Below are 23,567 nucleotides of genomic sequence, written 5' to 3'. Positions count from 1 at the left end.
TTTATACTGGAGTGAAAGGGAGTGTTTCTTTTGTTTACTACGATAAAAGCATGTACAGATTTTATTTTTACATTAAAGGCGGTTGATCATAAACGTGAACCTTTAGTCATGATGCGTGAAGTATTGGCGCGTTTAGGAGACCCGCATAACAAGCTGCGCGCTATCCATTTAGCTGGTTCCAATGGCAAGGGATCCACCGTAAATGTACTGAGAGAAATGTTAGAGAATGCGGGATATCGGGTTGGTGCTTTTACTTCACCACATTTAACACGCGTCAATGAACGTATGACCATCAATGGAAAACAAATTCCGGACGAGCAATTTTTACAGTATATGAATAACGTAGCTTCAATTATTGAGGCAAATTATAATGGGGACTATCCAAGTTTTTTTGAGGTCGTCACACTTATTATGTTCCAATATTTCGCAGATGAAGAAGTGGATTTTGCGCTAATTGAAACGGGGCTTGGTGGACGACTAGATGCGACGAATGTCATAACACCACTTGTATCCATTATTACAACGATTTCTTTAGAGCATACGGCCTTTTTAGGCGATACATATGCGAAGATTGCTTTTGAGAAGGCAGGTATTATTAAAGAAGGTGTACCCGTAGTAGTTGGTGTGCAAAATAAAGAAGCACTTGCTACGATTCAAAAGGTTGCACAAGAACGTCAAGCTAGATGTCTGGTTCTAGGGGATGATTTTAACATTGTTGCACAGGAGCAGGAGATGGGCATGCAATCATTCCATTATCACAATGCATATCTTGATCTAACAAATATTCAATTAAAAATGGCAGGAGCGCATCAAATTGCTAATGCGAGTCTAGCTATTACAGCGATGGATATATTACGTGAACAAAGGCTCATTCATTTATCCGAAGAGTCGATGCGGCAAGCGCTACAACATGCACAGTGGGCAGGTCGCTTTGAACAATTCCCTAATAATATTGTATTAGATGGTGCTCATAACTCAGAAGGAACAGCCGCATTGATTCAAACATTACAGAAGGTCTATCCAAATCAACGCTATCGATTTATTTATGCAGCACTTTCTGATAAAGACCATGCCAATAGTATTGCGTTAATGGATGCAGTCGCAACTTCTATAGCTTTTACCCAAATCGGACTGCCCAATGCCATGCCAGCTGAACAGTTAGCGATGCTGTCAACGCATCAAGACAAACAATATAACGAAAATTGGCAAGTGATAGTGAGTGAAGTTATACAACATAAGGACCAACAAGATATTGTCGTGATTACAGGTTCACTGTATTTTATAGCTGAAGTTCGCCAATGGATACAGGAGGGAGCACAATGATTCCTCAGTTCGATGATTATAAGGAAAAATGGGCTTTAACGAGTGATGATGTAATTAAGCCAGGGCTTACAGCGATTGAAGAAGCATTGGCACTTGTAGGGAATCCAGAAAGAACATTGCAAATTGTGCACCTTGCAGGCACGAATGGCAAAGGCTCAACATTAACATTTTTAGAGTCAATTGCGCAGGAACATGGCTTAAAAGTAGGCAAGTTCATGTCTCCATGTATTTTGAATGTGCATGACCAAATTCAAGTAATGCAACAACCTATTTCAGCACTAGAGATGGATCGCGTTTTTCAACAAATGAAAAATGCGGGGCTTAGCGGTAAACTAACGGATTTCGAACTATTAACAGTCGCTGCATTTTTGCATTTTGTCCATTGTGATGTCGATATTGCATTAATCGAAGCGGGTATGGGGGGCTTACTAGATAGTACGAATGTAGTGCAACCTATTGTCTCGATTATTCCGAGTATAGCGCTAGAGCATACAAAATTTTTAGGTCCGACTATTGAAAGCATTGCACAGCATAAAGCAGGGATTATTAAACAGCATCGACCAGTTGTCATCGGGGATTTACCTTGGGAAGCAAAGAACATTATTGAGAGAGAAGCTAATGCAAAGCAAGCACCTGTTCTAGAGCTGAACAAGCAATTTCATATTGGGCGGATGCATGACTATGAGAACTATAAAAATGATACTATGGACTTACATATCACAAATCTTACACGTCATATGAAAGGACCTCATCAAGCGAATAATATGGCATTAGCCATTACTGCATTTTTGGAAGTCGCTGCTGCGCTAAATGTAGCAATCAACGTGGCAAGTATACGCCAAGGTATTAAAATGGCAAGCATTTTAGGACGATTTGAAGAGGTGTTGCCATATATTATTTTTGATGGTGCGCATAATCCAGCTAGTGCAGAAAAATTGGTAGAAACGGTTCGCCAAGCGTTTCCTAATGAGTCGATTACCTTTGTTGTCGGCATATTAGGTGATAAGGATGTAAAAGGCGTTTTGCAGTACTTAGAGCAAATTAGTGAGACATTTTATTTTGTTGATTTTGATAATCCGCGTGCGATGTCAGCAAAAGATATGTTGGCATTATGTCATGCCCCGCAAAAAGCAATTTTGCAAAATACAATTCCATTTTTACAACAACAATCAGAGAAGAAGTGTAGAACAATCGTAACCGGCTCTTTATATTTATTAACAGAAGTGCGCGGTAGCTTGCTTGGTGTAAACGAAAATTAGTGACCGACATCTTTTCCATCCCATTCGGCATACTTCTACCGAAAGCTACGTAATATTACGTATAGCTATTAACTGCAATGTGTATGGACATAGTGTTAGATAGACAATACAATGCGCACTGTACATTTCGTTTTGACTAGTGTAATTAACTTTTGTATAAGATGACAGGTTAAACAACTCGATAGGCAGTTCTTTAAAAATAAAGGCGATATTTGCTAGTTCATAGCGATAAATTTTTTAGGCGAGACGACAGCAGTCTCGTCTTTTTTTATGTTGATTTTGATAGGTTGAAGGAAGAGGTGATGAACGTATGAAAATAGTTAGTCATGTAATTAGAAAACAAGTAGTGCGTGCAATGCTAATTGGTGGTATTGTTGGGCTTTTTGGTGTAGCGATTTTTTTAGGGGTTCTCCAAGCTAGTACCCAATTTTCTTTAAAAAAGGAAAGTGAAGTAGCGAACAATAAAACCGAAACCGAGGCAGAATCTGCAACAATTCCGACAACAGGCGGTACTGCAAACTCAACTATGTTTTTTGCAAGTCAAGCGGGCGTATTTTCGAATTATGCAAGTGCAAGTGCCTTTGTCTCTGAACATCCGTCATTGCAAGAAAGTGCAATTGTAGAAGTAGAGGGCAAGTTTTATGTATGGACAAGTATAGTGAACGAAGAAAGTGAGTTAGTGTTTCTAAAGGACCCACCAACATTTAAAAAAGTGTTTAGTGTTAGTGGTGAAAGTTGCAAGGAGGCGACAATTGCTGAAGTGATAAAAGTATTAGCTGATAAAAATACGACAAAATTAAATTTTAAAGAGGCAACAAAGGATTCCACTCTTCCTGCTGATTGGCAAAGTATTGGCAAGGCAGCAACCTCTATTTCTAGTGATTTAAGTATCGTACGTCTTCAAATTTTTGCACATTATAAGTCTAAAAATGCTTGTCTTCAAACGAAATTTTAAGTCGAATCGTTAGCTATATGAGCGTTATCTTGATTTTTTGAAAATTTTCAAAAACCGTATTCTCCGTTATGATAGAGAGAAGGAGGAATGGTGAAATCATGTTTGAAACAAATCATAAATTAGTACTTGCTTCTGCTTCACCACGACGAAAGGAACTGCTTGCTATGTTGGACCTTCCGTTTGAAATTGTAACAAGTGATGTAGAAGAGACAAGTGTAAAAGCAACAACCATGCAGGATTATGTAACAGGTGTGGCACTGCTAAAAACACGAGATGTAGCTAAGAAAGTGCCAGCAGCAACGATTATTGGCGCAGATACAATCGTCGTTTTTAACAATGAGTTACTGCATAAGCCAAAAACACGGGAGGAAGCTATTTCACACTTATCTCGTTTATCAGGCAAGCGTCATGCGGTGATGACAGCAGTTGCCATCATTGAAGCGAATGGTATAGAAACAACATTTGTAGAAGAAACAGCAGTTGTATTCCATACTTTATCTCAGGAGCTTATAGAAGCCTATGTAGCATCTGGAGACCCTTATGATAAGGCGGGCGGTTATGGTATTCAAACAGCTGGAACCCTTTTAGTTGAACGAATTGAAGGAGATTACAACAATGTTGTAGGCTTACCACTTGCAGCGTTGTTTGCGCAATTGATAGCGAAGCATATTATTCAATTTGCGAAGGAGTGAAGCTATTGCCAACAGATGTTTTACCAAAAACGATGATTCGTGACGTCAATAGGGCAGATCGACCACGTGAAAGACTACTGCGTCAAGGTGCAATGAGCTTATCGAATCAAGAGCTATTAGCTATTTTACTAAGGACAGGTACTAAGGAAGAATCAGTTCTTGCACTGGCGAATCGTGTATTAAGTACATTTGAACGTTTACACCATTTAAAACATGCAACCATTGAAGAAATGATTGCCATCAAAGGTATAGGGGAGGTAAAGGCAATCCAAATTTTGGCTGCCATAGAGCTTGGCCGGCGCTTGTCTCAAAAGCAAAATGATGATAAGTTTACCGTTCGTTCTCCGCAAGATGCCGCTGCATACCTTATGCCGGATATGACCTCTCTAAGTCAAGAACATTTTGTTGCCCTTTTCCTTAATGTCAAAAATCAAATTATGCATAAGAAAACGATATTTATTGGGAGCCTAAATGCCTCCATTGTGCATCCGAGAGAAATCTTCCGTGAGGCTGTCAAGCGCTCTGCCGCTTCTATTATTTGTGCGCATAATCATCCAAGCGGAATACCTACCCCAAGTCCAGAAGATATTGAGGTAACGAAAAGAATTCAGGAAGCTGGCTTTATTATTGGCATTGAGTTACTGGATCACATCATTATCGGTGACCACCAATTTATTAGCTTAAAAGAAAAAGGATATTTTTAGTCTTAATAAAGTAAAGGCTTTCCTACATACGTTTGTGCATTGAACTGTTGTTGGATAAAGTTATAGGCATGTCAAATCCTGCGCGAAACGAAATAAAGATAAGGGCTTTAACATCCTCCGTAGAGCGCGTGCAATATGTTACGAGACAGATTAAGAAGAGAAAGTGCAACGAACCCAAGAAAGCGCTTGAAACGGCTTATTCCTTTTTTATTTCAGATATATCGTAATGCACATTGAAGTTATTTGGACAAGTTTAAAAAGGCTGGGATATAACTAAAAAAATTGAAGGAACATAGGAAAGGTGTTCATAAATTTTTGCTATATGGAGAACTTAGCTAGTCTTGCTTTTGCAATAAATAAAAATTTAGAAGTTCTCACTAGTTGTTGGTAGCGGAGGCGGTGAATCCCGCGGAAAGCACCGCCGAAGCGAACAACAACGGCGCAGCAATAAAGTGTTAGATTGATGGCAGTCAATCTAACACTTTTTCTCTTTTCTCCCTGCCTCTTTTTAGATTTTTTGCGAAAGGTACTTAAGGGCTTTAAATGGTTGTAAATACTTCCAAAGAAGATATCAGTTTTTAAAAGATAAAATTTTTATAGTATAATCTAGAAGTAGTATAGTTGTAGCAATTTTAAAAGTGGGTTAACTCAAAACGAACCTTTTTAATTGAATGACGTTATTGTATTCGTAGAAATATCTATAGCATTCACAAAAATTGGTAGCCTATAATGCGTTGTCTTACGTGAAAAAAAATAATATGCTAATCTATACGTACTATATTTAGTTTAAGAGGGAATTAAAATAGTAAGTTTTCTGCAAGAAGCGGTATGTGGCACTACAAATTCTTGCATTTATCCGTTATAATGAACGGTATGATTTTATGTCAACGATAGTATGGCTTAAATAGAAAGGGAGTACACAATTTGTTTGGATTAGGTAGTAAAGATGTCGGGATTGACCTTGGCACAGCGAATACATTAGTTTTTATTAAAGGGAAGGGAATCGTTTTACGCGAGCCTTCTGTAGTAGCGAAAAATACAAAAACAGGAGACATCGTTGCAGTTGGTAATGATGCAAAAAATATGATTGGTCGTACACCTGGATCTATCGTGGCGATTCGTCCGATGAAAGATGGCGTTATTGCTGATTATGATATTACAACAGCGATGATTGAATATTATTTAAAAGAAGCTTGTAAAAACTCTGGCGGTAATTGGAAAAAACCAAATGTAATGATTTGTGTGCCATACGGTATTACATCGGTTGAACAACGTGCAGTAATTGATGCCTCTCGTCAAGCTGGCGCAAAAGAAGCCTTTACAATCGAAGAGCCATTTGCAGCAGCTATTGGAGCGAACTTACCAGTTTGGGATCCAACTGGGTCTATGGTTGTCGATATCGGTGGCGGTACAACTGAAGTAGCAGTTATTTCTTTAGGTGGTATCGTGACAAGTGAGTCTGTACGTATCGGCGGGGATGCAATGGATCAAGCGATCATTTCCTATATCCGTAAATCGTATAACTTAACGATTGGTGAGCGTACGGCTGAAGCAGTAAAAATGGAGATTGGTACAGCATTTGCTGAAGGTCCAGAAGAAAAAATGGAGATTAGAGGCCGTGATCTTTTAACAGGTTTACCAAAAACGATTGAAATTTCGTCTCATGAAATTTCAGAATCATTACGTGAAGCGGTATCGTCAATTATTGACGGTGTACGAAAAACGTTGGAACAAACACCACCAGAATTATCTGCTGATGTGATGGAGCGAGGTATTGTCCTAACAGGCGGTGGCGCGCTATTAACGAATTTAGATAAAGTTATTAGCAAAGAAACAAATATGCCTGTATTTATTGCTGAAGATCCATTAGACTGTGTCGCTATTGGGACAGGTAAAGCTTTAGATCATATTGATTTAATTCGTCAACAACAAGTAAAAGGGTAAGGAGGTTTAGGCAATGCCACAGTTTTTTTTCAATAAGAAAGTAATACTGCTACTTGTGGGCATGGTTTTTCTTGTGGCATTGATTAGCTTCTCATTACGAGATCGGACGAATGCAACTTTACCAGAGCAAATTATTAAAGATACTGTCGGCGTCGCACAATCTATTGTTGCGAAGCCGGCGAATTACATAACTGGTATTTTTAATAATATTGACTCCCTCTTAAACACGTACGAAGAAAATAAACGTTTAAAAGCACGCTTAGAAGATTTTGCAGCTGTACAAGCCGAAGCATTGGTTTTAAAATCTGAAAATGAAAAGCTAATGGAACTTTCAAAAGCTGAAAGTTTAAAAGCTTTTAATCCAATTCAAGCAACGGTGATTGCTAGAAATCCTGACCAATGGGAAGAAAAAATTATTTTAGATAAAGGTTCTTCTCATGGGGTAGAAAAAAATATGGCAGTTATGACAGCGAAAGGGCTAGTAGGTAAAATTACGCTCGTAACCCCTTTCACATCTGAAGTAGAGCTTTTATATACAAACAATCCTAACTACCGTGTTTCCGCGATGGTTTTAGGAGAAAAAGAGGCATACGGTTTAATCGAGGGCTTTGATAAAGAACGAAATGAACTCATTATGAAGCGAATCGATTCTAGCTTAACGGTGAAAGAAGGAGAAAAAGTAGTTTCTTCTGGTCTTGGTGGTATTTTCCCTAAAGGTGTACCAATCGGAGAAATTACGGAAGTAAGTACAGATGATTTTGGCTTAACAAAAATGGCTTATGTAAAACCATCTGCAGATTTTTCGATTTTAGAAAATGTTGTTATTGCTAAACGAACATTGACAGTTATTGATGGTTCAGATGGTGATGCGACAAATGAAGATTTATCAAATCCACAAAAGGCTACTGTAGAGGGGGAAAAGTAATGGTTCGATTTCTCATTCCCTCTGTTGCAGTATTGCTATTTTTACTAGAACCAGAGTTTGCTATGCTTTCACCGATTGAAGTAAGTGGGCATATCTATTATCTAGTACCCCGATTTTTAATTTTATACTTAATATTTATATCCATCTATTACAGCCGTCAACGTGCGGTAATGTATGGACTTTTTTTTGGTGTCTTGTATGATGTGTTTTACATTGATATTATTGGATTATATTCGGTACTCTATCCACTTATTTGTTTTTTAGCAGGGTCGATCGTGAAAATAATTCATCAGCACTTAGTTGTGACAACAACTATTTCAGTTGTTTTAGTAGCAATTTTAGAATTCGTACTCTATCAATTCTTCTATCTAATCGCTTTTACAACAATACCGTTAACGGAATTCTTACAATCACGACTACTGCCAACAATCATTGCTAATACATTATTTTTAATGATTCTTGGTTGGGCCTTCAAGTATCTAATTAATGCGCGTGTCTTACAGAGAGCACGTGAAGTTTCTTAATAACAAGAGCAACGTGAGGTGAGGCATTCATGAAAAAACAATTAGTTAATATGAAGGGGACAAAGGACGGTTTTGTTCTTCGTTTAGACGATCAATGTTCGTATGCCGATTTAGTAGAAGAGCTAAAAGGGAAAGTTTCGGAAGGCGGTATCGATGGCAAGGTAGATGTCCAATTACATTTAGGCTATCGATACTGTTCAGATGAACAAGTAAAAGAGCTAGTAAAAATTGTTCAAGAAACGGAACAGCTAATTGTAGCAAAAGTGCAAAGTGAAGTACTGACTGTCCATGAAAGCAACCAGAAAATGATAGAAAGCCAACAAGATACATATGTAGGAGTGGTCAGGTCGGGACAAATTCTACGTGCCTCGGGGGATATAGTAATTGTGGGGAATGTGAATCCGAATGGACGTGTAGAAGCTGGTGGTAATGTATATGTCCTTGGTAGGCTAAAGGGAATTGTGCATGCAGGTATACATGGCAACAAGGAAGCCATTATTGCGGCATCTCGTTTAGAAGCCACACATATAATGATTGCCGATCAAGTTGAGGCAATGTCAGATGAACATGTAAAAGCGATTAATCAAGCAGACATGGCTTGTGCATTTATCGGCTATGATGGGCGTATTACGTACGATCAAATTCATGCGTTAAAAAATATTCGACCATTGTTAAATGTGTCTAAGGGAGGAAGCTAGTGTGGGAGAAGCAATCGTCATAACCTCAGGTAAGGGCGGTGTCGGTAAAACGACAACAACGGCTAACCTCGGGACTGCATTGGCTCTACAAGGGAAAAAAGTATGTTTAGTAGATACAGATATTGGTTTAAGAAATTTAGATGTAATTTTAGGTCTCGAAAACCGTATTATTTATGATTTAGTTGATGTTGTTGAAGGACGTTGTAAAATCCATCAAGCGTTAATTAAAGATAAACGTGTAGATGATAAACTATTTTTATTACCTGCTGCTCAAACAACAGATAAAAACGCTGTCACACCTGAGCAAATGGAGAGCTTAGTAGAGGAATTAAAAAGAGACTATGATTATGTTTTAATTGATTGTCCAGCGGGAATTGAGCAAGGCTATCGTAATGCAGTAGCTGGTGCAGACCATGCTATTGTCGTAACGACACCAGAAATTTCTGCTGTTCGCGATGCGGATCGAATTATCGGACTGCTTGAGCAGGAAGAAATTACTGCGCCAAAACTTATCATTAACCGTATTCGTCAGCATATGATGAAAAATGGCGATACGCTAGATGTCAATGAAATTACGACGCACTTATCAATTGACCTGTTGGGTATTATCGTCGATAGTGAAGGTGTTATCTCTTCCTCAAATAAAGGTGAGCCAATCGTAATGGATCCAGCGAATAAAGCATCTTTAGGATACCGTAATATTGCGCGCCGTATTTTAGGTGAATCTGTGCCGCTCATGGCTATAGAGGATGAGCAAAGAGGTATGTTTTCAAAAATTAAAGCATTGTTTTCAAGATAATTTAAACCTTTTCGTGCGTATGCGCGGAAAGGTTTTTTATGTTGAGGTTGAATTGTGTGAGTGACTGGCACGTTTTTTTGTGCATGAATGGACATGCTGCCTCATATAGTGTGAAAAAAGGATGAGAGCTTGTTTAAAAAATGGAAATGGGTAGTTATGATTTTGCTTGTGGCTACAATCATACTAGTGATTCGATTAGAAGACCAAGGTGTAATAGAAACACCGGTGCGAAAGCTTGTAACAACTTCAGCAGATATGACATATTTAAGTGAGCTCGGAAAAAGTTGGCTTAAAAAAGAGGATGAAACGATAATGGTTTCAAGTGATGTAGGGCAAACTGAGCTATTAACATTCGCCAATGCGCAAGTTTTTAAAGAAGGTTTTTTGTTGCAATATGAAGTGGGCCTCCCTGTTTATGCGGGGCAAAGTGGACTCGTTGTTTTTACAGGCCATACAAAATATACAGGTAAAACGATGACGATTAGCTATGAAGATGGTACAACCGTCACTTACGGCATGCTTGATAGTTTAGCACAGCTTCCATATACGACTGTGCAGGCGAATGATTTAATTGGCATGAAGCAGACTGGACAACTCTATATTTCGATTGAAAAGGAAAAAACTCATTATAATTTAGAACAAATTGTACAGTGGCTTGAGTCGACGGAGACCGATGAAAGTTAAGTTGCACTTACTTTGTATCCCTCTGATCTTATTCATGATTTTTAGTGGCCAAATTGCTTACTATGCAATTATTTTAACTTCGTTGCTCTGGCATGAAGCGGGTCATTTATTGGTCGCGATGCTTTGTGGCGTTAAGATAAAATCATGTGTTATTTCACCTTATGGAGGGGAAATTGAATTTGAAAATCCAGCAGCTGTGCAGACATCTTCACTACTTTGGATTGCACTAGGAGGACCAATCGCCACAATACTGGGGATTGGCCTTGCTTTTTTCATGCCGGAGTTAATTGCAACACGATTAATTAATGTACAACTAGTGTTGCTAGCAATCAATCTCTTACCAATCATTCCACTCGACGGTGGCAGAATAGTATTAGCCTGTTTGTTTTTATTTTATCCAAGCGTGCGATTAGTTGAATATTATTATTCGCTTTCTCTTATTTTTGCGACTATACTATTCTTTATAACTTTAATAACTTTACCACAATCCATTTTTCTAGCGATTCTTTGCTTATTTATATGGCTACAAGTACTAAAAGAATGGAAATATCGCAAGTATCGTGTAGCATTTGAGAAATATGTAATGAACAGGTTGACTTGATAGAATTCGTGTGGTAGTATTTTAATGTTATTGTTTGTAGCACCCGTGCTACTACAACCGCTCTGGGAAGGTTTAAGTATCTTTGGATCACCTTCATATACAGGCGAGTCTGAGTCTAAGAGGAGGTGCAGTAAAATGTACGCAATTATTGAAACTGGTGGTAAACAAATCAAAGTAGAAGCTGGTCAAGAAATCTATGTTGAGAAATTAGGCGTAGAAGCTGACGAGGTTGTAACTTTCGATAAAGTTCTATTCGTAGGTGGCGAAAACGTAAAAGTTGGAGCTCCATTCGTAGAAGGCGCTACAGTAACAGCTAAAGCTGTGAAAGAAGGCCGTCAAAAGAAAATCGTTGTTTTCAAATTGAAAGCTAAAAAGAACTACCGTCGTAAACAAGGTCACCGTCAACCTTATACAAAATTAGTTGTTGAATCAATCAATGCTTAATTGTGAGGTGTAACATGATAAAAGTTACGATACATCATGATGAAAATAGACATGTGTCTGCATTCGAATTTTCAGGACATGCTGAGTACGACGAATCAGGAAAAGATTTAGTATGTGCAGGTGCATCTACCATTGCGATTGGCACGGTAAATGCAATTTATGCGCTACTACAATTACAACCAGAAGTTGAACAAGCAGCTGAAGGTGGAGGCTACCTGAAGGTAGATTTACCAACAGATTTAGAGCCTGAAATTGATACAAAACTACAATTAATTGTCCAAGTGATGACTGCCCAAGTGTATTCTATGGTGCAAAATTACGGACAATATATCCAAATCAACTACAACCAAGTAGGAGGTGGAACAGAATGAAATTGTTATTAGCATTAGACCTTCAACTTTTCGCATCGAAAAAAGGGGTAGGTTCTACTAAAAACGGACGTGACTCTGAGTCTAAACGTCTTGGCGCTAAACGTGCTGATGGCCAATTCGTAACTGGTGGTTCTATTCTTTACCGTCAACGCGGTACAAAAATTTACCCAGGTACAAACGTAGGTCGTGGTGGTGATGATACACTATTTGCTAAAGTGGATGGCGTTGTTAAATTTGAACGCTTAGGTCGCGATCGCAAACAAGTATCAGTATACCCAGCTACACAAGAAGCTTAATTTTAATAAAGTAGACATAAAGCGGAGGACTGCATTTATTGCAGTCCTTTTTTTGGCTAAATTTCAATGAAGAATTAAGGGAAAAATACATCAAAACTTGTTATACTAGTTAAGATAACTTTATTGGAGTGAATGGGATGAACAATCAATCACTAACCATTAGTGAGGTACTACGTTTTGCAAATCATGATTATGTGAATCAACTTCAACTGATTCGCATGAATTTAGATTTAGGTAGAATTGATGAATCGAAAGAACTTATTCAACACTATTCGGAACAGCTACGAGTATTGTCTATCATGAATCGTCTACAATTACCACAAACAATGGAGTGGCTACAAACAGCAGGATGGCGCTATCCGGCGTTACCGCTGGAGCTTAATGGTGAGATCAAAAAACCAGTCACAAATAATATTGACAAGGATGTTGTAGAGTACTTAAACAAAACAGTTATGCATGTTTATGATACATTAGATCCATTTACGGAGCAGCGCTTAGCGATTGATGTACGTGTTGACGATCATACATTTGTTTTGGCATTTACGCTAAATGGACTGTGGAGTGCAGACGCATTCACCGAAAAAGGTTTGAAACAATTCGACATTCAAACAATTGTGCAGACAAATACGTGCTGGCAATATGTGTTGAGTGCAAATAGGGAGTGAATTAAATGTTTGTCGATCACGTAAAGATATATGTAAAAGGTGGCGATGGCGGTGATGGAATGGTTGCCTTCCGCCGTGAAAAATATGTGCCAAATGGTGGTCCAGCTGGAGGCGATGGTGGTCACGGAGGGAACGTTGTATTTGAAGTAGAAGAAGGTCTACGTACGTTAATGGATTTCCGTTATAAACGCCATTTCAAAGCTGATCGTGGAGAGCACGGGATGAGTAAAGGGATGCACGGAAAACGCGCTGAAGATTTAATTGTTAAAGTGCCACCAGGTACAGTTGTAATGAATGAAGAAACAGGTGCTGTAATCGCGGATTTAGTTGAGCATGGCCAACAAGCCATTATAGCAAAAGCAGGTCGTGGTGGACGTGGGAATTCTCGCTTTGCTACACCAGCGAACCCTGCTCCTGAACTTTCTGAAAAAGGTGAGCCAGGACAAGAATTAAATGTTATATTAGAGTTAAAAGTGCTAGCAGATGTTGGGCTAGTAGGTTTCCCAAGTGTTGGTAAATCAACACTGTTATCAGTTGTCTCTGCAGCAAAACCCAAAATTGGTGCTTATCATTTTACAACAATTGTACCGAATTTAGGCATGATTGAAACAGAAGATCACCGAAGCTTTGCCATGGCGGATTTACCAGGACTTATTGAAGGAGCGCATGAAGGGGTAGGATTAGGGCATCAATTTTTACGCCATATTGAGCGTACCCGTGTCATTGTGCATGTAATCGATATGTCAGGCATGGAAGGTCGGGACCCTTACGAAGATTATTTAACAATTAACGAAGAGTTAAAACAATATAACCTTCGTTTAACGGAACGTCCTCAAATTATTGTAGCAAATAAAATGGATATGCCAGAAGCAGAAGAAAACTTAGTGGAATTCCGCAAAAAGGTGGGCGAAGATGTGCAAATCTTCCCAATCTCAGCGATTTCACGCCAAGGCTTAAAAGAATTGTTATTTGCTATTGCTGATTTACTTGAAGTAACGCCAGAGTTCCCTCTATTTGATGATTTAGAGGAACAATCGGACGCGACAGTAATGTACAAGCATGAATCACAAGGTGAAGATTTCGAGATTACACGTGATGATGACGGCACATTTATCATTAGTGGTTACTCGATTGAACGTCTATTTAAAATGACTGACTTTAGTCGTGAAGATGGTATTCGCCGTTTTGCTCGCCAATTACGAGGTATGGGTGTGGATGAGGCATTGCGTGAACGTGGTGCACAAAATGGTGATACAGTTCGTCTGCAAGAGTTTGAGTTTGAATTTGTAGATTAAGACAGGTGTTTTAGGGGGAAGCGTATGAAGAATGTTGCGAATCAGCGATATTATTTAGTTCGTGAAGATGTATTAACGGATGCTATGCAAAAAACGTTGGAGGCGAAGCACTTACTATCGAGTGGTTCAGTTTCCTCCATTTGGGATGCGGTCAAGCAAGTGGATTTATCGCGCAGTGCGTTTTACAAATATCGTGATGCTGTATTTCCTTTTCACTCCATTGTACAGGAGCGCATTTTAACAGTCTTTTTACAGCTTCAAGATCGAAAAGGAACATTGGCAAAGCTATTAGAAACTGTGACAAATTCGCATTGTAATGTACTGACAATTCATCAAACCATTCCAATTCAAGGACGTGCAAATGTTACATTATCATTGGATGTGACGAGTATGACTTCTGAACTTGATGACTTAATACAGCAGTTAAAAAGGCTCGATTTCGTAGAGTCGGCTGAAGTCATTAGTTCTGGTGCATTGTAAAGGGGCTGTTTGTAAAGCCCCTTTGTCTTTTAGTAGTTAATGCTGGTAGATGTTGATACAAAATTTCGCTTCCTTTCCGCATGCGATGAGCAAGCCTCGCCGAAGTTAAAACCTCAGTGGGGTTTCGCTTAACTCGCGATCCTGCAGAAATACTGCGGAATTTTTTTAAAATTTCCAATCAACATTTGTAAAGGCTGCAATAGAAATGCACAATTACATTTCAAACAGCTAGCAAAAGCAGTACGTATTTTCACAATACTTTTTAGAGAAGGCTGTTTTACATAGCCTCTTCTTTTTTAGCAAGAGTTTTCCAAACATTAAAAATGTTTAATATACTACGAATTGTAGCGGAGGAGGTCATTTTGATGACAGAGCAACAGTGGGAAAAGCGTATTGCATATTTAGGACCAGAAGCATCATTTACATATTTAGCTACAAAATCTATTTTTCCAACTGACTGGCTTGTTCCATGTACAACAATCCCAGAATGTATTGAGGCCGTGGCAGAGGGGAAAGTTGATTTAGCAGTTGTACCATTAGAAAATGCACTAGAGGGCTCAGTTCCGCTGACACTGGATTATTTATTCCATGAGGCAACGCTTTATGTAACCGGTGAACTACAGCTAAAAATTCAACAACACTTAATGGTCAATGAAGCGCAGAAGGACAATTGGGAATCGATTGAAGGTGTTTATTCACATCCGCATGCATTAGCTCAATGCCACAAATATTTATTTTATCGTTTTAGTGATGTACCGTTACATCAAACAACATCAACAGCAGCCGCTGCAAAATTTGTATCCGAAAATCCTGATAAATGTATTGCTGCAGTTGGTAATGCAGCCGCCGCCGCAAAATACGGTTTAACTATCGTGCAAGACAATATTCATGACTTTCATTTTAATCATACTCGTTTCTTTGTATTATCAAAACAAAATAAGCGATTACCACAGGAATTATCAGAAGGGCAAGCAAAGACAACTTTTATGATTACATTACCGACAGATCGCTCAGGGGCTTTACACCAAGTTTTATCGGTATTTGCATGGCGACAATTAAATTTAAGTAAAATTGAATCACGTCCATTAAAAACAGGTCTTGGAGATTATTTCTTCATGATTGATGTTTTAGCAGATGAAAAAGACCCAATGATGCGAGGAGCTATGGAGGAACTGGCGGCACTTGGTTGCAAGGTGAAGTCGCTTGGTACATACTTTACGTATTTAACAACATCTGACGAAGAATAACAGCAACTTAGGGGGTGATACATGTGGGTGGCATTATATTATTTGATGGCATTTGTAATTTTTGTAATAGTAGTGTGCAATTTATTATTAAACGTGACCAAGCGGCGTTTTTTAAATTTGCTTCGATTCAAAGTGAAGTTGGTCAAGCACTTCTTGAACAATACAAGGTACCAACAAATATAAATAGTGTGATTTACATTGAGCAAGGAAAAGTATACGTTGAATCAACGGCAGCACTTAACATTACTAGACACTTAGATGGCTTATGGCCTGTGTTTTATGTGTTGATTGTTATACCACCTTGTATACGAAATACCGCCTATCAACTTTTTGCTAAAAATCGCTATCGTCTTTTTGGTCAAAAGCAAGCTTGTTTATTACCTTCACCATCACAACGCGAGCGTTTTCTGGAACAACGATAAACAGCATAAAAAATCCACTACGAATGCTACAGGAACGTAAGCCGCTACAAGCCATGAGCTAGCTGGCTGCTTACGTTGTGCTGTATGGAAATCGGAGTGGATTTTTACATTGGAATTTTCAGAATTGTTTGCGTGACTGGCACACCGGATTATTGATCTGTGATTAGATAGCCTTTTTTTTGTAGGGACTGCTCTATTAAGTCTAAAATGTCCACTGACGGTGCAGAAATAACATGGAGATGCGTGCCACCTGTAAGTGCAGATAAGTAGTTGGCTTGTGTGTCGTCTACACGTTGTACAAATTTATCGACATCATGCCGATTGGAGACCATTAAAGAAGCGGTAATTTCTCCGTAGATGGGGTGCTCAACAATCACGTTTTTAACCGTCCCACCGCAGTCTACGATTGTTAACAATTCGTCTTTGGCGTCTTCAGGTGTGTGAAAACAAGGAATTGTTCGTTCAACAGTTTGATTGAGTTGCTCTTGGTGCATATAAATATAGCCTTGGCTTGTTGCAATGATTGGTTCGTTTCTAGCCTTTAATAATGTCATATCATTCACAATAACTTGTCTAGAAACATTTGCAAATTTAGCGAAGTCTGTCCCAGTAATAGGTGTGTTGCTTTTTTTTAGCAGTTCTAGAAGTTGCAGTCGGCGTTCCTCGCCTAACATTTTTTTCATAAAAGATCACCTCTGCCGTGTAATAAAGGAAGTAGTATTCCTTATGCATTAGTGTACCATGAAGCATTTCCACCATGCGTGAATTTTTTGTATCCAAATGAAACATTGAACATATGATACGTAGAGAGGAAGGGAGGAAAAAATTGCGTATTCATATTGTTCAAAAGGGAGATACATTGTGGAAGATTGCCAAGGAGTACGGTATTTCATTTGAGGATTTAAAACGACTCAATGCCCATCTTGCCAACCCTGATTATATTGTTCCGGGCATGGAAATTATTTTGCCTGAAAAAATAAATAAGGAAACTCATAAAGAAACACATAAAGAAACACAAGTCCATAAAGAGATGCCTACTACTCAAACAAGGCCAAGTAAGGAAAGTGTAAAAAAAGAGGTGCAAAAGCCGATGCCGGCACCACCTCCGATTGTGGTTCAACCACCAGCACCGATGCCGATGCCAGAGCCGCAAATGATACCAATACCATTCCCGATGCCGATGCCAATGCCGATGCCGCAACCACAGCAACCGATGTGGGTGCCACAGCCAGTAGAACTTAGCTGGAACCAACAATTAGTAATGCCACAGCAACCGGCACCTATACCAGCACCACCAGTAGCACAACCAGCACCGCCACCGCCACCACCGCCGCCGCCAGCACCAGCACCCGCGCCACCAGTTCAACATGTACCGCATATGCCTATGGTGCCTCATTGTTCTAGTTGCCATCAGCCAGTGCATCATCAAATGTGGTGGCATATGCCAATGCAACCACAAATAGAGGCTTACACAATGCCGCAGCAACCGATGCCATGTGCTATGCCACAACAACAACCAATGCATTGTGCTATGCCAGCTAATGCGGTAGGGGGAGAAAATTTCCTAGAATCGAGCACATCGCCATTCTTTAATCCGAATGCCGGACAAATGCAGCCTCAATTTGAGCAAATGCCAATGATGCCAATGATGCCAATGAATCAATCTTGTGGATGTGGCACACAACACGGAATGGGGCAGTCTTGTGGATGTGGCTCACAGCACGGAATGGGGCAATCTTGTGGATGTGGCTCTCAGCCGGTAATGATGCCAAATTGGCAATTTGACCCATGCCATTGTCCGCCACCATGTTCAGCTGGACCATGGATGTCACCGCACTTTTTCCCAGGCGGGATGACGCCTTATCGATGGTAAAAAAGCCTATATTGTCGAGGAAGTAAAGCCTAATATTTGGAAGTACAAATATCAATCTAAACATTATTTTGTAAAACGAGCAAAGCAGTTAGAAATAGCAGATAAAGTGAGGGCAATTCATCGCCATTTGGGACGACTAGAACCCTCACTCGTCCTGCCGTTAGTAAAAAGTGATGATGATCAACTCATTGTTCAAATGTGGCAAGAGGGAAGTCATAGTGCGAATTTTGCTTATAAAAAAGATAGAGAACAATCTTTAAAGCTATTAATCGATTTGCATGACACGAACCAAAAAATTGCGTGGCAACGAGTACCAGGTTTGCATACCTTTTCTCAGCTTTTAAAATGGCAGATGCGTCATATGCGTTTTAAAAGTAGGCGAAATGACTTGCGAGCATTTTTAACGAGAGAAGAAGTGGAGCAAATTATTCATTTCAGCGAAAAGGCTTTGCAGTTAATGGAACTAGAAGATGTGCAGGAAAAAGACATTACGCTATTACATGGTGATGTGGTGCACCATAATTTCTTATGGTGTACAGATGGAGAATTACGTTTAATCGATTTTGACTTAGCCCATCTCGGAGAAGCGGATGATGAATATATATTATGGCTGCATCGCGTGTTGCCCGCAGTAGATTATGATCTTGCTAGTATTTTAAGAGAATTACCAGCACTTGAACGGTTAGATAAAAGAAAGTTCCATCGTTTAAAGTTTCCAAATGAGCTGTTGCGAGAATGGTTATTTGCTATCGATTTACCATTAGAACAACAGCTAGTATTTTTAGATTATTTAATACCATTTACTAAGCGAGCGCTAACATACTGGCCGAAACTGTGGTACGATATTGATAGAGTGATGAAGAGATGACCGTCCCCAAGGCGGTCATTTTTGTATGGAATCGGGGCTATTGCTATAGCATATAGTCGAGCATTCGTTCGCTATATGCTATAATCGAAGACGATGAATGTGAGGGATATACTATGTATGATTATTTAAAAGGTCAAGTAGTGCGTATTACGCCAGAGTATGTCGTACTTGAGCAACAAGGGATAGGTTGGCAATTGAATACACCGAATCCATTTGCATTTCGTGCGTCAGCAGTTGAACAACAAATTTACGTACACTTGCATGTTCGGGAAGATGCACAAGTGCTGTATGGTTTTCCGAATTTAGACCAACGAGAGTTATTCCGAAAATTAATTTTAGTGTCAGGCATTGGACCTAAAGGTGCACTAGCGATTTTAGCGACAGGTAATCCTCAACAAGTGATTAGTGCCATTGAACGAGAAGATGAAACGTTTTTAGTGAAATTTCCAGGTGTCGGTAAAAAGACAGCACGTCAAATGATTCTAGATTTAAAAGGTAAACTTGGTTCTTTACTAGACACAATGGAACTACCTAGTTCGGAAGATGAGCTGCCTTTATTTGGCGTTAATCCATATAAGCATGAACTAGAAGAAGCCATTCTAGCATTAATGGCTCTAGGATACTCGGAAAAAGAACTCGATAAAATCCGACCGCAACTAGAAGATAATGATAAGCTGGAAACAACAGATGCGTATATGAAGCAAGCATTACAGTTGTTATTAAAGCTGAAATAATGGAAGGGAGGCAGGTACATGTCGGAACGTATGATAGCAAGTGAAGCTGGCCGTTATGATGAACAATTTGAATTATCTCTTAGACCCCAAAGATTAGCACAATATATTGGGCAGCATAAGGTGAAAGAAAATTTACAAATTTTCATTGAAGCAGCAAAGCTTCGGCAGGAAAGTTTAGATCATGTACTATTATATGGTCCTCCTGGATTGGGAAAGACGACATTAGCCGCTGTCATTGCAAATGAAATGAATGTTAATGTTCGTATGACGAGTGGTCCTGCCATTGAACGTCCAGGAGATTTAGCAGCGATATTAAGCTCGTTGGAGCCTGGGGATGTATTGTTTATTGATGAGATTCATCGTCTTCCACGTGCAATTGAAGAGGTGCTATATCCAGCTATGGAGGATTTTTGCTTAGATATTGTTGTTGGAAAAGGACAGGAAGCTCGTTCAGTGCGTCTTGATTTGCCACCGTTTACGCTCGTTGGTGCAACGACTAGAGCCGGTGCGTTATCCGCCCCGCTACGAGATCGATTTGGTGTACTGTTACGATTAGAGTATTACGATAATACGTCACTTGCTGAAATTGTCGTAAGAAGTGCCCATTTATTTGATGTGGATATTGAGCAAATAGCGGCAGGCGAAATGGCGAGACGTTCTCGTGGTACACCACGTATTGCTAACCGTTTACTGAAACGAGTACGAGATTATGCACAAGTGCTTGGAGATGGTATGATAACGGAGGACCTTGCTAAGCAAGCGCTAGAGCTTTTACAAGTGGATCCTAGAGGGCTTGACCATATTGACCATAAGCTTGTGACCAATATGATTGAGCGCTTCAGTGGTGGCCCAGTAGGCTTAGATACACTTGCTGCTTCAATAGGTGAAGAACGTGTGACGATAGAAGATGTGTACGAGCCATATTTAATGCAGATTGGCTTTATTCAACGTACACCGCGTGGACGCGTCGCAACGCATCTGGCTTACGAACATTTTGGATATGATTATCCACAACAAACATAAAAGAAGGAAGTTTTTTTCATGCGTGTAGAAGATTTTGATTTTGAATTACCAGAGGAGCTTATCGCACAAACGCCCCTTGTCGATCGTACGGCAAGTCGGTTAATGGTTGTGACACCGGGCTCAGAAAAAGTCGAGCATCATCATTTTGCTCATATTTTAGAGGAGTTACATGCTGGTGACTGCCTTGTACTAAATGATACAAGAGTATTACCTGCTCGTTTAATGGGTGTAAAAGAAGAAACGGGTGCTCATATTGAAGTATTGCTCTTAAAGCAAACGGCTGGAACGGATGAATGGGAAACACTTGTAAAACCAGCGAAACGTGTTAAAGTAGGTACCGTTGTCACATTTGGAGACGGTTTACTAACAGCTACTTGTACAGCAGAGCTAGACCACGGTGGTCGTATGTTTGAATTCAAATATGATGGCATTTTCTATGAAATTTTAGAGCAACTTGGCGAAATGCCATTGCCTCCATATATTCGCGAAAAATTAGATGATAGTGAGCGTTATCAAACTGTTTACGCGAAAGAACGTGGCTCGGCAGCAGCACCTACGGCAGGTCTTCATTTTACACAAGAATTATTAGCGCAAGTACGAGCAAAAGGTGTCGAGATTGTTTTTATTACACTACATGTTGGACTTGGCACATTCCGCCCAGTAAGTGTGGATTCGATCGAAAACCATGAAATGCACGCTGAATTTTATAGTGTGACAGAAGAAGCCGCAGCTACGATTAACCGTGTAAAAGCAAATGGCGGACATGTCATTGCTGTTGGTACAACATCTACTCGAACGCTCGAAACAATTGGCTCTAAATATGGAGAAGTGCGCGCAGAGCAAGGATGGACATCTATTTTTATTTATCCAGGCTATCAATTTACAGTGGTGGATGGTTTAATTACAAACTTCCATTTACCGAAGTCAACATTAGTAATGCTTGTCAGTACACTTGCGACAAAAGATACGATTTTAAGCGCCTACCATCAAGCAGTAGAAGAAAAATATCGCTTCTTTAGCTTTGGTGATGCTATGTTTATACGTCCTAGTTTACAAAAATAATTCATTTCTGTTGCAACATCAAAAGAGATGCAACAGGAATTTTGATTTGTCCAATTGATTAATCAAGCAAGAAATCGGAGTACTGTTTTTACTTTAGATAAGAGAGGATTTAACATTTTATGACACAACCAGCAATTCGTTATGAACTACTTCATACATGTAAGCAAACAGGAGCACGTCTTGGCATCGTCCATACACCACATGGCTCTTTTGAAACACCAGCATTTATGCCTGTAGGGACACAAGCAACTGTTAAAACAATGTCTCCAGAAGAATTAAAAGAAATGAATGCAGGCATTATTCTTTCGAATACGTACCATTTATGGCTGCGTCCAGGGAATGATATTGTGAAGGAAGCAGGTGGCCTGCATAAATTTATGAACTGGGATCGTCCAATCTTAACGGATTCAGGTGGCTTCCAAGTATTCTCGTTAAGTCAATTCCGTAAAATTGAAGAGGAAGGTGTGCACTTCCGTAATCATTTAAACGGGGACAAGCTGTTTTTAAGTCCAGAAAAAGCGATGGAAATTCAAAATGATTTAGGGTCGGATATTATGATGGCATTCGATGAATGTCCGCCTTACCCTGCAACATATGATTATATGCTTCAATCAGTTGATAGAACGACTCGTTGGGCAAAGCGATGCAAAGAAGCACATGCTCGTCCAGAAGATCAAGGATTATTTGGTATTATTCAAGGTGGAGAATACGAAGAATTACGTCGTCGCTCTGCAGAAGCATTAGTAGAACTTGATTTTCCAGGTTATGCAATTGGAGGCTTATCAGTAGGCGAACCGAAAGATGTGATGAATCGAGTGCTAGAGTTTACAACACCGTTAATGCCGACTAATAAGCCGCGCTATTTAATGGGTGTAGGTTCACCAGACTCTCTAATTGACGGTGCTATTCGAGGCATTGATATGTTTGACTGTGTATTACCGACACGAATTGCCCGTAATGGTACATTAATGACGTCTGAAGGTCGTTTAGTTGTTAAAAACGCTAAATATGCCCGTGATTTTGGTCCAATCGATCCAAACTGTGATTGCTATACTTGTAAAAACTATTCTCGTGCATATGTGCGCCATTTAATTCGCACGGAAGAGACATTTGGTATTCGTTTAACTTCTTATCATAATCTACATTTTTTACTGAAGTTAATGGAGCAAGTGCGTGAGGCGATTCGTGAGGATCGTCTAGGTGATTTCCGAGAAGAATTTTTCGAAAAGTACGGTTTTAATGGACCGAATGCAAAAAACTTCTAAAATTGGAATGATACTTAGCGAAAATTTACCTGTTATAGAAAAACTATTGATAATATAGAAAAATTTTGGGCTTGTTCATCGCTTTTTTAGGGTGAAATAGTCTATACTAAAAAAGTGAGATTTGGAAAGGGGGCTAGCATTTTGAATATGGAATCAATATTAGGATTTGCACCGATCATATTGATGTTCGTGGCGATGTGGTTCATTTTAATCCGTCCTGCAAAAAAAAGACAGCAGGAAACGCAAAATATGCAAAGTAGCTTACAGCGTGGAGATAAAGTTATTACAATAGGTGGCTTGCATGGTGTTATCGACTCAATTGAGGACACAGCTGTCACTTTAGTAATCGCTGATAATGTGCGCGTTAAATTTGACCGTCAAGCAATCGGACGTGTCGTAAATGATCAAGTTTAA

General features: G+C 39.5%; 28 protein-coding genes and 1 other annotated feature. Of the genes, 27 read left to right on the top strand and 1 reads right to left on the bottom strand.

Annotation, left to right across the window (positions count from 1 at the left end):
• Positions 1-30: 30 nt before the first annotated feature.
• From MHH88_RS15365 to MHH88_RS15270, 20 genes are all read left to right on the top strand, one after another.
• Positions 31-1,323: a folylpolyglutamate synthase/dihydrofolate synthase family protein gene (locus MHH88_RS15365; protein ID WP_339259151.1), complete on the top strand. Its 1,293-nt coding sequence runs from the start codon at positions 31-33 to the stop codon at positions 1,321-1,323.
• Positions 1,320-2,582 (top strand): folylpolyglutamate synthase/dihydrofolate synthase family protein, encoded by a 1,263-nt coding sequence (locus tag MHH88_RS15360; protein WP_339259149.1) that lies wholly within the window; start codon positions 1,320-1,322, stop codon positions 2,580-2,582. Before MHH88_RS15365 ends, MHH88_RS15360 begins: the two co-directional genes overlap by 4 nt.
• A gap of 310 nt (positions 2,583-2,892) precedes the next feature.
• A complete protein-coding gene (locus tag MHH88_RS15355) occupies positions 2,893-3,537 on the top strand; it encodes a hypothetical protein (RefSeq protein ID WP_339259147.1) in 645 nt (214 codons plus the stop codon).
• Between the two features lie 98 nt (positions 3,538-3,635).
• A complete protein-coding gene (locus tag MHH88_RS15350; RefSeq protein WP_339259145.1) occupies positions 3,636-4,229 on the top strand; it encodes a Maf family protein in 594 nt (197 codons plus the stop codon).
• 32 nt (positions 4,230-4,261) lie between these two features.
• Entirely contained in the window at positions 4,262-4,933 is a 672-nt protein-coding gene (gene radC / locus MHH88_RS15345; RefSeq protein ID WP_141705613.1) for a DNA repair protein RadC, read from the top strand.
• 924 nt (positions 4,934-5,857) lie between these two features.
• Complete coding sequence (locus tag MHH88_RS15340) at positions 5,858-6,877, top strand: rod shape-determining protein (protein ID WP_339259143.1); 1,020 nt, start codon at positions 5,858-5,860, stop codon at positions 6,875-6,877.
• 13 nt (positions 6,878-6,890) lie between these two features.
• A complete protein-coding gene (mreC, locus tag MHH88_RS15335) occupies positions 6,891-7,802 on the top strand; it encodes a rod shape-determining protein MreC (protein ID WP_339259141.1) in 912 nt (303 codons plus the stop codon).
• Complete coding sequence (gene mreD, locus MHH88_RS15330) at positions 7,802-8,326, top strand: rod shape-determining protein MreD (RefSeq protein WP_024363187.1); 525 nt, start codon at positions 7,802-7,804, stop codon at positions 8,324-8,326. The genes mreC and mreD overlap by 1 nt, the downstream gene beginning before the upstream one ends.
• Positions 8,327-8,355: 29 nt before the next feature.
• Positions 8,356-9,024, top strand: a complete 669-nt coding sequence (gene minC / locus MHH88_RS15325; RefSeq protein WP_339259139.1) for a septum site-determining protein MinC — start codon at positions 8,356-8,358, stop codon at positions 9,022-9,024.
• 1 nt (position 9,025) lies between these two features.
• Positions 9,026-9,823: a septum site-determining protein MinD gene (gene minD, locus MHH88_RS15320; protein ID WP_069513299.1), complete on the top strand. Its 798-nt coding sequence runs from the start codon at positions 9,026-9,028 to the stop codon at positions 9,821-9,823.
• Positions 9,824-9,952: 129 nt separating this feature from the next.
• A complete protein-coding gene (locus tag MHH88_RS15315; RefSeq protein WP_069513300.1) occupies positions 9,953-10,507 on the top strand; it encodes a M23 family metallopeptidase in 555 nt (184 codons plus the stop codon).
• On the top strand, positions 10,497-11,108 hold the full coding sequence (locus tag MHH88_RS15310; protein WP_339259136.1) for a site-2 protease family protein: 612 nt from the start codon (positions 10,497-10,499) through the stop codon (positions 11,106-11,108). Before MHH88_RS15315 ends, MHH88_RS15310 begins: the two co-directional genes overlap by 11 nt.
• A gap of 45 nt (positions 11,109-11,153) precedes the next feature.
• Positions 11,154-11,229 (top strand) — a sequence feature (ribosomal protein L21 leader region).
• 14 nt (positions 11,230-11,243) lie between these two features.
• The gene (gene rplU, locus MHH88_RS15305; RefSeq protein WP_010860053.1) at positions 11,244-11,552 is read left to right on the top strand and encodes a 50S ribosomal protein L21; all 309 of its coding nucleotides are present in this window, start codon (positions 11,244-11,246) and stop codon (positions 11,550-11,552) included.
• 14 nt (positions 11,553-11,566) lie between these two features.
• The gene (locus MHH88_RS15300) at positions 11,567-11,923 is read left to right on the top strand and encodes a ribosomal-processing cysteine protease Prp (RefSeq protein ID WP_024363182.1); all 357 of its coding nucleotides are present in this window, start codon (positions 11,567-11,569) and stop codon (positions 11,921-11,923) included.
• Positions 11,920-12,219, top strand: coding sequence for a 50S ribosomal protein L27 (gene rpmA, locus MHH88_RS15295; protein ID WP_024363181.1), 300 nt, complete (start codon positions 11,920-11,922; stop codon positions 12,217-12,219). Before MHH88_RS15300 ends, rpmA begins: the two co-directional genes overlap by 4 nt.
• Positions 12,220-12,356: 137 nt before the next feature.
• Complete coding sequence (locus tag MHH88_RS15290) at positions 12,357-12,884, top strand: Spo0B domain-containing protein (RefSeq protein ID WP_024363180.1); 528 nt, start codon at positions 12,357-12,359, stop codon at positions 12,882-12,884.
• A 5-nt stretch (positions 12,885-12,889) separates the two neighbouring features.
• Positions 12,890-14,179 (top strand): GTPase ObgE, encoded by a 1,290-nt coding sequence (gene obgE / locus MHH88_RS15285; RefSeq protein ID WP_025220116.1) that lies wholly within the window; start codon positions 12,890-12,892, stop codon positions 14,177-14,179.
• Between the two features lie 24 nt (positions 14,180-14,203).
• The gene (locus tag MHH88_RS15280) at positions 14,204-14,659 is read left to right on the top strand and encodes an ACT domain-containing protein (protein WP_024363178.1); all 456 of its coding nucleotides are present in this window, start codon (positions 14,204-14,206) and stop codon (positions 14,657-14,659) included.
• Positions 14,660-15,024: 365 nt separating this feature from the next.
• Entirely contained in the window at positions 15,025-15,906 is an 882-nt protein-coding gene (pheA, locus tag MHH88_RS15275; RefSeq protein WP_069513302.1) for a prephenate dehydratase, read from the top strand.
• A 23-nt stretch (positions 15,907-15,929) separates the two neighbouring features.
• The gene (locus tag MHH88_RS15270; protein WP_339259125.1) at positions 15,930-16,328 is read left to right on the top strand and encodes a thiol-disulfide oxidoreductase DCC family protein; all 399 of its coding nucleotides are present in this window, start codon (positions 15,930-15,932) and stop codon (positions 16,326-16,328) included.
• A 149-nt stretch (positions 16,329-16,477) separates the two neighbouring features.
• Here the strand turns inward: MHH88_RS15270 and MHH88_RS15265 are convergent, their stop codons facing one another.
• The gene (locus tag MHH88_RS15265) at positions 16,478-17,011 is read right to left on the bottom strand and encodes a transcription repressor NadR (protein ID WP_069513304.1); all 534 of its coding nucleotides are present in this window, start codon (positions 17,009-17,011) and stop codon (positions 16,478-16,480) included.
• A gap of 143 nt (positions 17,012-17,154) precedes the next feature.
• On the opposite strand from MHH88_RS15265, the gene MHH88_RS15260 reads away from it, so the two are divergent.
• The 7 genes from MHH88_RS15260 (at position 17,155) to yajC (ending at position 23,567) form a co-directional block, all read left to right on the top strand.
• Complete coding sequence (locus MHH88_RS15260; RefSeq protein WP_103976154.1) at positions 17,155-18,201, top strand: LysM domain-containing protein; 1,047 nt, start codon at positions 17,155-17,157, stop codon at positions 18,199-18,201.
• On the top strand, positions 18,191-19,069 hold the full coding sequence (locus tag MHH88_RS15255; protein ID WP_339263093.1) for a phosphotransferase: 879 nt from the start codon (positions 18,191-18,193) through the stop codon (positions 19,067-19,069). Before MHH88_RS15260 ends, MHH88_RS15255 begins: the two co-directional genes overlap by 11 nt.
• 113 nt (positions 19,070-19,182) lie before the next feature.
• Positions 19,183-19,803, top strand: a complete 621-nt coding sequence (ruvA, locus tag MHH88_RS15250; RefSeq protein ID WP_339259122.1) for a Holliday junction branch migration protein RuvA — start codon at positions 19,183-19,185, stop codon at positions 19,801-19,803.
• Between the two features lie 18 nt (positions 19,804-19,821).
• Positions 19,822-20,826, top strand: a complete 1,005-nt coding sequence (gene ruvB / locus MHH88_RS15245) for a Holliday junction branch migration DNA helicase RuvB (RefSeq protein WP_339259120.1) — start codon at positions 19,822-19,824, stop codon at positions 20,824-20,826.
• A gap of 18 nt (positions 20,827-20,844) precedes the next feature.
• The gene (gene queA, locus MHH88_RS15240; RefSeq protein WP_069513309.1) at positions 20,845-21,888 is read left to right on the top strand and encodes a tRNA preQ1(34) S-adenosylmethionine ribosyltransferase-isomerase QueA; all 1,044 of its coding nucleotides are present in this window, start codon (positions 20,845-20,847) and stop codon (positions 21,886-21,888) included.
• A gap of 119 nt (positions 21,889-22,007) precedes the next feature.
• Positions 22,008-23,153, top strand: a complete 1,146-nt coding sequence (gene tgt, locus MHH88_RS15235; protein WP_069513310.1) for a tRNA guanosine(34) transglycosylase Tgt — start codon at positions 22,008-22,010, stop codon at positions 23,151-23,153.
• A gap of 147 nt (positions 23,154-23,300) precedes the next feature.
• Entirely contained in the window at positions 23,301-23,567 is a 267-nt protein-coding gene (gene yajC / locus MHH88_RS15230) for a preprotein translocase subunit YajC (RefSeq protein ID WP_024363168.1), read from the top strand.

The sequence above is a fragment of the Lysinibacillus sp. FSL K6-3209 genome (assembly GCF_037976175.1).
GTDB classification, from domain to species: Bacteria; Bacillota; Bacilli; order Bacillales_A; family Planococcaceae; genus Lysinibacillus; species Lysinibacillus sphaericus_D.
This window is presented reverse-complemented; position numbering and strand designations above follow the sequence as displayed.